Below are 10,285 nucleotides of genomic sequence, written 5' to 3' on the forward strand. Positions count from 1 at the left end.
TCCATGTCAGATAACAGCCAGAAAAAAGTGATCGTCGGCATGTCCGGCGGTGTCGATTCCTCCGTTTCCGCCTACCTGTTGCAACAACAGGGCTATAAGGTGGAGGGCCTGTTCATGAAGAACTGGGAGGAAGATGATGGCGAGGAATATTGCACTGCTGCTGCGGATCTCGCCGATGCGCAGGCGGTGTGCGATAAGCTGGGCATTGAACTGCACACCGTTAACTTTGCCGCAGAATACTGGGACAACGTCTTCGAGCTTTTCCTGGAAGAGTACAAAGCCGGTCGTACCCCGAACCCGGACATTCTGTGCAACAAAGAGATCAAATTTAAAGCCTTCCTGGAATTCGCCGCAGAAGATCTGGGCGCAGACTATATTGCGACCGGGCACTACGTGCGTCGTGCCGATGTGAATGGCAAAAGCCAGCTGCTGCGCGGTCTGGATGGCAACAAAGATCAAAGCTACTTCCTTTATACACTCAGCCACGAACAGATTGCGCAAAGCCTGTTCCCGGTAGGCGAGCTTGAAAAGCCGCAGGTGCGTAAAATCGCCGAAGAGTTGGATCTGATCACCGCGAAGAAAAAAGACTCTACCGGTATCTGTTTTATCGGCGAGCGTAAATTCCGCGATTTCCTTGGTCGTTACCTGCCGGCACAGCCGGGCAAAATCGTTACCGTCGACGGTGATGAGATTGGTCAACATCAGGGGCTGATGTACCACACGCTGGGCCAGCGTAAAGGGCTGGGTATTGGCGGCACCAAAGAAGGCAGCGAAGATCCGTGGTACGTCGTAGATAAAGATGTCGAAAACAATATTCTGGTTGTTGCTCAGGGCCACGACCATCCGCGTCTGATGTCCGTCGGCCTCATCGCACAACAGCTGCATTGGGTCGATCGTGAGCCGCTGAAGGGTACGCTGCGCTGCACGGTAAAAACACGCTATCGCCAGACCGATATCCCTTGTACCGTCACCGCGCTGGATGATGAACGCATTGATGTGCGTTTCGACGAACCGGTTGCAGCGGTCACCCCAGGCCAGTCCGCCGTATTCTACAGCGGCGAAACCTGTCTGGGCGGCGGGATCATTGAACAGCGCCTGCCGCTGCCGGCCGTTTAACACGATTGCACACATAAAGGAGAACGTGTGGCGAAGAACTATTATGACATCACCCTGGCACTGGCTGGAATTTGCCAGTCTGCCCGTCTGGTGCAACAGCTGGCGCATCAGGGTCATTGCGATGCTGACGCGCTGCACGTTTCACTCAACAGCGTTATCGACCTCAACCCCGGTTCGACTCTGGGTGTCTTCGGTGGGAGTGAAACCAATCTTCGTCTCGGTCTTGAAACTTTGCTTGGCGTGCTTAACGCCAGTAGCCGTCAGGGGTTGAACGCGGAGCTGACCCGCTACACGTTAAGCCTGATGGTGCTGGAGCGTAAGCTCAGCGCGGCTAAAGGCGCGCTTGATACGCTCGGTGACCGCATTGCCGGGCTGCAGCGCCAGCTCGACCATTTTGATCTGCAGTCCGAAACGCTGCTCAGTGCTATGGCCGGCATTTATGTTGACGTCATCAGCCCGCTGGGCCCACGTATTCAGGTCACCGGCTCTCCTGCCGTGCTGCAAAGCCCGCAGGTTCAGGCAAAAGTCCGCGCCTCCCTGCTGGCGGGTATTCGTGCCGCCGTGCTGTGGCATCAGGTTGGCGGTGGCCGCCTGCAGTTAATGTTTTCTCGTAATCGCCTGACGACTCAGGCAAAACAAATTCTTGCTCATTGTTAACCTCCCGGAGTTGCGAATTATGGAATTATCCTCACTGACCGCCGTATCCCCTGTAGATGGACGCTACGGCGATAAAGTCAGCGCGCTGCGCGGGATCTTCAGCGAATATGGTTTGCTGAAGTTCCGTGTTCAGGTTGAAGTACGCTGGCTGCAAAAGCTGGCCGCCCAGGCAGCAATCAAGGAAGTTCCTGCTTTTGACGCCCAGGCAAACGATTACCTCGATAAAATCGTTGCTGACTTCAACGAAGAAGATGCTGCGCGCATTAAAACTATTGAGCGCACCACCAACCATGACGTAAAAGCGGTTGAGTATTTCCTGAAAGAGAAAGTGGCAAGCGTGCCTGCGCTGTATGCCGTGTCTGAATTCATTCACTTCGCCTGCACCTCAGAAGACATTAACAACCTGTCTCATGCGCTGATGCTCTCCACCGCGCGCAAAGACGTGGTGCTGCCTTACTGGCGTAAAATCATCGACGCGGTAAAAGCACTGTCTGTCGAATATCGTGATATTCCGCTGCTGTCCCGTACCCACGGTCAGCCGGCCACTCCCTCCACGATGGGTAAAGAGATGGCAAACGTGGCGTACCGTATGGAACGTCAGTATCGTCAGCTGGAGCAGGTCGAGATTCTGGGTAAAATCAACGGTGCGGTAGGTAACTACAACGCCCACATCGCTGCCTACCCGGAAGTGGACTGGCATCAGTTCAGCGAAGCGTTCGTGACCTCTCTGGGCATTCAGTGGAACCCGTACACCACCCAGATTGAGCCGCACGACTATATCGCGGAACTGTTTGACTGCATCGCTCGCTTCAACACCATTCTGATCGATTTCGATCGTGACGTGTGGGGTTACATCGCGCTGAACCACTTCAAACAGAAGACCATCGCCGGTGAAATTGGCTCCTCAACCATGCCGCACAAAGTCAACCCAATCGACTTCGAAAACTCCGAAGGCAACCTGGGTCTGGCGAATGCGGTGCTGCAGCACATGGCGAGCAAACTGCCGGTGTCCCGCTGGCAGCGCGACCTGACTGACTCCACCGTGCTGCGTAACCTGGGCGTGGGTATTGGCTACGCGCTGATCGCGTATCAGTCCACCCTGAAAGGTGTAAGCAAACTGGAAGTGAACCGCGACCGTCTGCTGGACGAGCTGGATCACAACTGGGAAGTGCTGGCAGAGCCCATTCAGACCATCATGCGTCGTTATGGCATTGAAAAACCGTACGAGAAACTGAAAGAGCTGACGCGCGGCAAACGCGTAGACGCCGAAGGCATGAAACAGTTTATCGACAGTCTGGAACTGCCAGAAGACGAGAAAACCCGCCTGAAAGCGATGACCCCGGCAAACTATATCGGCCGTGCCATCACCATGGTTGACGAGCTGAAGTAACCTCCCTTCCCCCTTTCCGCCTGGAAAGGGGGCTGCTTTTCCCCGGTTTACTTAATGTTTATCCCCACAACAACATAATCAGCGTGACCGTGGAAAAGAGAACACAGAAATAGCAATAGAGGGCTCACCCGCCTCACCATAGAGTTATCCATATTGACAACAAGCCCTAAAGGGGCTAATCTTCATCCTTATGGCCCCGAATCGCTTGTGCGCATCATCCCGTAAGTGAGAACAATGAATGCTATATCTTTTGATGCCAGAGTAGTCATTATATCTGTGTATATTAAATTCTTTTAACAAATAAGCCTCGCGGGGCTCTTACCGGTGCATTATGTCGCTGATCGATAATTACACACCACCTACAACAGAAGACCTTGCGCACCTTAAAGAAGAACTTGGTCTCACAGGCCTCCAAATGGCAAATTTAGCTGGTCTTGCCGGCAGCAATCACTGGAGGAAATATACTGGTGGCGAAACGCCCAGAATTATGGGAATGCATATGCTCTTTTTCGTGGCCGCACAGTTAGCATTGAATGATAAAGAGTTGAAGAAAGTACTCGAAAAAATGCGTGAGATAGGGGCAAGCATCTCCTGAGGGATTCGCTATTTAACATGGAACTACAATGAAAATTTTTATCGTAAATCTAAAAAAATCAGTTGAACGTCGTAAAAAAATGGAAGCGCAACTGAATGCCTTAGGTCTTTCAGCTGAGTTTATCGAAGCAGTAGATGGCAGACTCATGTCTGAAGAAGAAAGGAAGGGAGTTACTGCCAACGTTAATTATGCATTCCTTCCTGGTGAGATCGGCTGCGCATTAAGTCATCAAAAAATTTATAAAAAAATGATTGATGAGAAGATCGGCGAAGCCCTTATTCTTGAGGATGACGTTGTTTTAAATGATGATTTTAAAAACGTTTTGGAACACATTACTGTCCCAGAGGTTCGTCCTTCTGTCATTTTACTAAGCCGTACAAATAAGTTTTTCCAAAAAAAATAAAAAATATTTCCACCGACTATTCTTTGCATAAGACCTTACATGCCACTACCACGCACAGTTATATTATCAACAACAAGGCTGCGTGCTCTTTACTCAAAGGGCTTAATCCTGTTTGGATTGTGGCTGATAAATGGGGACTATTCGAAGATATGTCATTGGTTGAAGTATATTCGGTAGTGCCTCATCCAGTTCATCTCTCTGAAGAAGCCCAAAATTCTACCATCAACATTCCGGAAGATTCACAAACCATCCATTTAAGAAAAAAGGAATTATGGAATCTTCTTATGTCACGTAGAACATTTAAAACGAAAATCAAACACAAATACAGAAGAGCGATTCTTCCACTTTTCAATAAGGTCATAAATCAAGGCAAAGGTTAAAACAGTAAATTCATAAGGAGGCTTGACTGGCCGTTCAATATAGGAGGGTTCTCTAATATCGATACAATTGAGAACCCCTCCGGAATTTTGCCATTCCATAAAACATTCAGTTTTTTTAATCTATTGCCAAAGACTACTGAGTCGCATTCTGTAAAGAGTGTGTTTGCTAAACCGCAGCGAAATACATGGTGACTCTTCTTTCTGCTTCTGTGTAATTCACACCATTATACCCGTACTGAATACATATAGTTTTCGTAAAATTTCATAACGGAAAATCGGGATCGCGTTTCACTTATCGCGGTATTTGCTGGCACGAGATTCTCCCTGACTGGATTGCAAATAGCAGTTATATCAAAAAAGCTGGAAATCCTGGCATTGTCATCGCAAGTGAAATCCAGTTCGTTCAGTTATTGATCATGGAGATATGCTGAAGTGCAGCAAAGAACTGCCGACCGGCAGGTCTTAAACTCTTCAGTCCCTGACAGGGTCAAAAAGGACCATACGCCTTCAACAATTAATAAACAAATAGCTGTTTTATAGGAAATGCTGCAGCATGCAAATCGAAGTCGGTTTATATTATACGCTCCTTATGAGGGTGTATCGTGGCTTAGGCTATCTAAGGCAGATCCCGATCCACTTTTACTTCATGAGAACCTGGCACTGATTGCAGCCCTCCCCGAAAATTGGCGTTGATCATCGTAGTACTCCTACACTCGGGAATGAGGCCTGGCAAGATTTGAGCCTGGCATGGGATGATGTTGATCTGGAAAAACCGAGCCGCAAAATCTACGTTTCGTTTTCCACCAGAGAAAAAATCACGAGCAAATGAGATCTATTTTTCAAAAAATTCGATTTCTTGGGATTGGCGACGAGGTTTATTCCAGTTTGATAGGAGATATGCGCCAGGATCAGGTCAACATGCTGAACAATCAGATGCCGACAGCGATGCCCCCAGGACGCCCCAAACAGTACGGGAGCATGAAAAAAGTCATTTAATTTCATGACGCTGGTTTCAAACTCCATAATCAGCGTTAAACTATTCATACCATTCATATAGGGAGAAAAGATGATGCGCGTACTGGTTGTTGAGGATAACGCATTGCTACGCCATCACCTGAAGGTTCAGCTTCAGGAGATGGGACATCAGGTGGACGATGCCGAAGATGCAAAAGAAGCCGATTATTATCTCAATGAGCACCTGCCGGACATCGCCATCGTCGATCTCGGATTGCCTGATGAAGACGGTTTGTCGTTGATTCGTCGCTGGCGCAGCCATGATGTCTCCCTTCCGGTTCTGGTGTTGACCGCACGTGAAGGCTGGCAGGACAAGGTTGAAGTGCTCAGCGCGGGCGCGGATGATTACGTCACCAAGCCGTTTCACATCGAAGAAGTGGCGGCACGCATGCAGGCACTGCTACGCCGCAACAGCGGCCTGGCCTCCCAGCTGATTTCGATTCCCCCTTTCCAGGTTGATCTCTCCCGTCGTGAATTCTCGATCAATAATGAAGTCATTAAGCTGACCGCGTTTGAATACACCATCATGGAAACGTTAATCCGCAACAGCGGCAAAGTGGTGAGCAAAGACTCCTTAATGCTTCAGCTTTATCCGGATGCCGAGCTGCGTGAGAGCCACACGATTGATGTGTTGATGGGACGTCTGCGCAAGAAAATTCAGGCGGAGTACCCGCAGGACGTGATCACGACCGTCCGTGGTCAGGGTTATCTGTTCGAAATACGCTAAATGAAAGGGATCTTGCGTCATATTCTGCCCCTCTCGCTGCGGGTTCGCTTTTTACTGGCAACGGCCGCCGTCGTGCTGGTGTTATCCCTCTCCTACGGCATGGTGGCTCTGGTGGGCTACAGCGTCAGTTTTGATAAAACAACTTTTCGACTGTTGCGTGGTGAAAGCAACCTGTTTTATACCCTGGCGAAATGGGAAAACAACACGATCACCGTCGAAATGCCGGAAAACCTTAACCAGCAAAGCCCGACGCTGGCCCTGATTTATAACGAAAAGGGAAAACTACTTTGGGCACAACGCGATATCCCATGGCTGGTTAAAAGTATTCGTCCGGAATGGCTTAAGACCAATGGTTTCCACGAACTTGAAGCCGATCTGAACACCACCAGCTCGCTGCTGCGCGAGGACCGCTCCCTGCAGCAAAAGCTGAATGAGATCCGCGCAGACGATGCCGAAACAGAAATGACGCACTCCGTGGCGATTAACCTCTACCCGGCCACGATGAACATGCCGCAGTTAACCATCGTGGTGGTCGATACCATCCCGGTCGAACTTAAACGTTCTTATATGGTATGGAACTGGTTCGTCTATGTTCTGGCCGCGAATCTGCTGCTGGTAATCCCGCTGCTGTGGCTCGCCGCGTGGTGGAGTTTACGTCCCATCGAATCGCTGGCGAGAGAGGTGCGCGAGCTGGAAGAACATCATCGTGAGAAGCTCAACCCGGACACTACCCGCGAGCTGACAAGCCTGGTGCGTAACCTCAACCGTCTGCTGAAAAGCGAACGTGAGCGCTATGATAAATACCGCACCACCCTCACTGACCTCACGCATAGCCTGAAAACGCCGCTGGCGGTGATGCAAAGTACCCTGCGTTCGATGCGCAGCTCAAAGCTGAGCGTTGATGACGCCGAGCCGGTGATGCTGGAACAGATCAGCCGTATTTCTCAGCAAATTGGTTACTATCTGCACCGTGCCAGCATGCGTTCCGGCAGCGCGTTATTGAGTCGCGAACTGCATACTGTGGCACCGCTTCTGGATAACCTCACCTCCGCGCTTAACAAGGTTTACCAGCGCAAAGGGGTCAATATCAGCCTCGATATCTCTCCCGAAATCAGCTTTGTTGGTGAAAAAAATGATTTCATGGAAGTGATGGGCAATCTGCTTGATAACGCCTGTAAATATTGCCTGGAATTCGTGGAAGTTTCCGCGCGTCAGACGGATAACGAATTGCATATTATCGTTGAGGATGATGGCCCGGGGATCCCGCGCAATAAACGTGATGTGGTATTCGACCGCGGTCAGCGTGCGGATACGTTGCGCCCCGGCCAGGGGGTTGGGTTAGCGGTGGCACGCGAAATCGTCGACCAGTACGACGGAAAAATTGAAACCGAAGACAGTTTACTCGGAGGCGCCAGAATGGAGGTCATTTTCGGTCGCCAGCAGCCCACATCGAACGATAGTTAACCCGTTATGTGAAAAATGCGAGGATCTCGCACCCAGGCTCCTGTGCTTCCGTTATAATCCGAGTCAGTAAGAGCCTGCGGAATAAAAAAATATGGATTATCACTTAACACTTAACTGGCCCGAATTTATTGAACGTTACTGGCAGAAACGCCCGGTCGTTCTTAAACGCGGGTTCAGCAATTTTGTCGATCCCCTCTCCCCTGACGAACTGGCCGGCCTGGCCATGGAGAGCGAAGTCGACAGCCGCCTGGTAAGCCACCAGGACGGGAAATGGCAGGTCAGCCACGGTCCTTTCGAAAGCTACGATCACCTCGGTGAAAACAACTGGTCATTACTGGTTCAGGCGGTTAACCACTGGCATGAACCGACTGCGGCGTTAATGCGTCCGTTCCGCGCCCTGCCCGACTGGCGAATGGACGATCTGATGATCTCCTTCTCCGTGCCAGGAGGGGGCGTTGGTCCGCATCTGGACCAGTACGACGTGTTCATCATTCAGGGAACAGGCCGCCGCCGCTGGCGCGTGGGCGACAAAGTGCCGATGAAACAGCACTGCCCGCATCCGGACCTGCTTCAGGTCGATCCGTTTGAAGGGATTATCGATGAAGAGCTGGAGCCGGGTGATATTCTCTATATCCCACCAGGGTTCCCGCACGAAGGGTATTCGCTGGAAAACTCGCTGAACTACTCCGTCGGATTCCGCGCACCAAGCGGTCGCGAAATGATCAGCGGCTTTGCTGACTACGTGCTGCAGCGTGAACTGGGCAGCCATCGTTACAGCGATCCGGATGTGCCTGCGCGCGAGCACCCGGCTGATATTGTGCCAGCCGAACTGGACAAGCTTCGCGGCATGATGCTGGATTTGATCAATGAACCGGCGCATTTCAGCCAGTGGTTTGGTGAGTTTATCAGCCAGTCACGCCATGAGCTGGATGTGGCACCGCCAGAGCCGCCATACCAGGCCGACGAGATTTATGACGCACTGCAACAGGGCGACAAACTGGTTCGTCTGGGCGGGTTGCGCGTACTGCGCATCGGTGAAGATGTTTTCGTTAACGGCGAGAAGCTGGACTCCCCTCACCGTCCGGCGCTGGAGGCTATTGCCAGCCACCTGACCTTAACGGCCGATACCTTTGGCGATGCGCTGGAAGATCCCTCTTTCCTCGCGATGCTCGCCGCGCTGGTGAACAGCGGGTACTGGTTCTTTGAGGACTAAACCGTAAAGAAAAGCGTGCCGGGTGGCGGCTTCGCCTGACCCGGCCTTTTTTTTGTCATTACCGCGCCGCGGTCAGCTCCGCAATTCGCACAATCACCTTCACCGCTTTTTCCATTCCTTCCAGCGTCACGAACTCGTGCTTGCCGTGATAGTTGTAGCCACCGGTAAACAGATTCGGGCAAGGCAGCCCCATGAACGACAGCTGCGAACCGTCTGTGCCACCACGAATCGGTTTTAACAGCGGTTCAATATCACAGTCACGCATTGCCTGCTGCGCGATATCGAGGATATGCGGATGCGCCATCACTTTCTCGCGCATATTGTAGTAGCTGTCTTCAATAATCAGCTCGATATAGCAATCCGGATGCAGGCCCTTACCGACCTTTTTGGCTATCTCCATCATCTTACGTTTACGCGCTTCAAATGCTTTACGGTCAAAGTCGCGAATGATGTAGTGCATCTGCGCACTGTCTACGGTGCCTTTAATGCTGGTCAGGTGATAAAAACCTTCATAACCGTCGGTCTGTTCCGGGCTCTCTTCTGGCGGAACTTCCGCATGAATACGCGACGCCAGCGACAACGCATTCACCATGACCCCTTTGGCGGAGCCAGGATGAACGTTGTTTCCGACGATTTTGATTGTCACGGACGCGGCGTTGAAATTCTCGAACTCCAGTTCCCCTACGCCGCCACCGTCGACGGTATAGGCCCACTTCGCGTTAAAGGCCTCTACGTCGAAGTGTTTTGCCCCCTTGCCGACCTCTTCATCCGGCGTAAAGGCGACACGGATATCCCCGTGCGGGATATTTTTCTCTTTCAGCACCGCCAGCGCCGTCATGATCTCGGCAATCCCCGCTTTGTCATCGGCACCCAGCAGCGTTTTGCCGTCGGTGGTGATGAGCGTCTGACCAAGCAGCTGGTGCAGCACCGGGAACATCACCGGCGACAGCACTTCGTCACCAATCCCCAGCGCAATGTCGCCGCCGCGGTAGTTTTCAACAATCTGCGGGTTCACATGTTTACCGCTAAAATCCGGAGAGGTGTCGACATGGGAGATAAAGCCAATCGCCGGGATATCACCGGAGACATTCGCAGGCAGCGTTCCCATCACAGTGCCTTTCTCGCTTAACGTGACGTTAACCAGCCCCATGGCGTCGAGCTGCTCTTTGAGCAGGTTTAATAACTTCCACTGGCCTTCGGTGCTTGGCACCTGGCGGACACCCGGTTTAGATTGGGTATCCAGCGAAACGTACTGTAAAAAACGCTCAAGTAATTTATCCATGCAGTCACCCTCACTTTTTGTGACAACATTATCAATAAGCATCA

Annotated in this window: 10 protein-coding genes; 9 read left to right on the top strand and 1 reads right to left on the bottom strand. The window is 51.4% G+C overall.

Annotated elements, in window-relative coordinates:
• Positions 1–3 precede the first annotated feature (3 nt).
• The 9 genes from mnmA (at position 4) to HV157_RS04240 (ending at position 8,959) form a co-directional block, all read left to right on the top strand.
• Positions 4–1,116: a tRNA 2-thiouridine(34) synthase MnmA gene (gene mnmA, locus HV157_RS04200; protein ID WP_182268468.1), complete on the top strand. Its 1,113-nt coding sequence runs from the start codon at positions 4–6 to the stop codon at positions 1,114–1,116.
• A 27-nt stretch (positions 1,117–1,143) separates the two neighbouring features.
• Positions 1,144–1,773 (top strand): high frequency lysogenization protein HflD, encoded by a 630-nt coding sequence (hflD, locus tag HV157_RS04205; RefSeq protein WP_014169611.1) that lies wholly within the window; start codon positions 1,144–1,146, stop codon positions 1,771–1,773.
• 19 nt (positions 1,774–1,792) lie between these two features.
• Positions 1,793–3,163, top strand: a complete 1,371-nt coding sequence (gene purB / locus HV157_RS04210; RefSeq protein ID WP_182268467.1) for an adenylosuccinate lyase — start codon at positions 1,793–1,795, stop codon at positions 3,161–3,163.
• A 331-nt stretch (positions 3,164–3,494) separates the two neighbouring features.
• The gene (locus HV157_RS04215; protein WP_182268466.1) at positions 3,495–3,758 is read left to right on the top strand and encodes an XRE family transcriptional regulator; all 264 of its coding nucleotides are present in this window, start codon (positions 3,495–3,497) and stop codon (positions 3,756–3,758) included.
• A gap of 28 nt (positions 3,759–3,786) precedes the next feature.
• Positions 3,787–4,161: a glycosyltransferase family 25 protein gene (locus HV157_RS04220; protein WP_182268465.1), complete on the top strand. Its 375-nt coding sequence runs from the start codon at positions 3,787–3,789 to the stop codon at positions 4,159–4,161.
• Between the two features lie 23 nt (positions 4,162–4,184).
• The gene (locus HV157_RS04225; RefSeq protein WP_182268464.1) at positions 4,185–4,541 is read left to right on the top strand and encodes a hypothetical protein; all 357 of its coding nucleotides are present in this window, start codon (positions 4,185–4,187) and stop codon (positions 4,539–4,541) included.
• Between the two features lie 1,069 nt (positions 4,542–5,610).
• Positions 5,611–6,282, top strand: a complete 672-nt coding sequence (gene phoP / locus HV157_RS04230; RefSeq protein WP_182268661.1) for a two-component system response regulator PhoP — start codon at positions 5,611–5,613, stop codon at positions 6,280–6,282.
• A complete protein-coding gene (phoQ, locus tag HV157_RS04235) occupies positions 6,283–7,746 on the top strand; it encodes a two-component system sensor histidine kinase PhoQ (protein ID WP_182268463.1) in 1,464 nt (487 codons plus the stop codon).
• A 91-nt stretch (positions 7,747–7,837) separates the two neighbouring features.
• Positions 7,838–8,959 (top strand): cupin domain-containing protein, encoded by a 1,122-nt coding sequence (locus HV157_RS04240; RefSeq protein ID WP_032677894.1) that lies wholly within the window; start codon positions 7,838–7,840, stop codon positions 8,957–8,959.
• A 58-nt stretch (positions 8,960–9,017) separates the two neighbouring features.
• Here the strand turns inward: HV157_RS04240 and pepT are convergent, their stop codons facing one another.
• The gene (pepT, locus tag HV157_RS04245; RefSeq protein WP_047357245.1) at positions 9,018–10,241 is read right to left on the bottom strand and encodes a peptidase T; all 1,224 of its coding nucleotides are present in this window, start codon (positions 10,239–10,241) and stop codon (positions 9,018–9,020) included.
• Between the last annotated feature and the right edge of the window lie 44 nt (positions 10,242–10,285).

Source organism: Enterobacter sp. RHBSTW-00318, assembly GCF_014101375.1.
Taxonomy (GTDB): domain Bacteria; phylum Pseudomonadota; class Gammaproteobacteria; order Enterobacterales; family Enterobacteriaceae; genus Enterobacter; species Enterobacter ludwigii.

What these genes read in the sequence shown, in the direction of transcription:
- mnmA (WP_182268468.1), top strand. Translation starts at nt 4, where the DNA reads ATGTCAGATAACAGCCAGAAAAAAGTGATCGTCGGCATGTCCGGCGGT.
- purB (WP_182268467.1), top strand. Translation starts at nt 1,793, where the DNA reads ATGGAATTATCCTCACTGACCGCCGTATCCCCTGTAGATGGACGCTAC.
- HV157_RS04215 (WP_182268466.1), top strand. Translation starts at nt 3,495, where the DNA reads ATGTCGCTGATCGATAATTACACACCACCTACAACAGAAGACCTTGCG.
- HV157_RS04220 (WP_182268465.1), top strand. Translation starts at nt 3,787, where the DNA reads ATGAAAATTTTTATCGTAAATCTAAAAAAATCAGTTGAACGTCGTAAA.
- phoP (WP_182268661.1), top strand. Translation starts at nt 5,611, where the DNA reads ATGCGCGTACTGGTTGTTGAGGATAACGCATTGCTACGCCATCACCTG.
- phoQ (WP_182268463.1), top strand. Translation starts at nt 6,283, where the DNA reads ATGAAAGGGATCTTGCGTCATATTCTGCCCCTCTCGCTGCGGGTTCGC.
- HV157_RS04240 (WP_032677894.1), top strand. Translation starts at nt 7,838, where the DNA reads ATGGATTATCACTTAACACTTAACTGGCCCGAATTTATTGAACGTTAC.
- pepT (WP_047357245.1), bottom strand. Translation starts at nt 10,241, where the DNA reads ATGGATAAATTACTTGAGCGTTTTTTACAGTACGTTTCGCTGGATACC.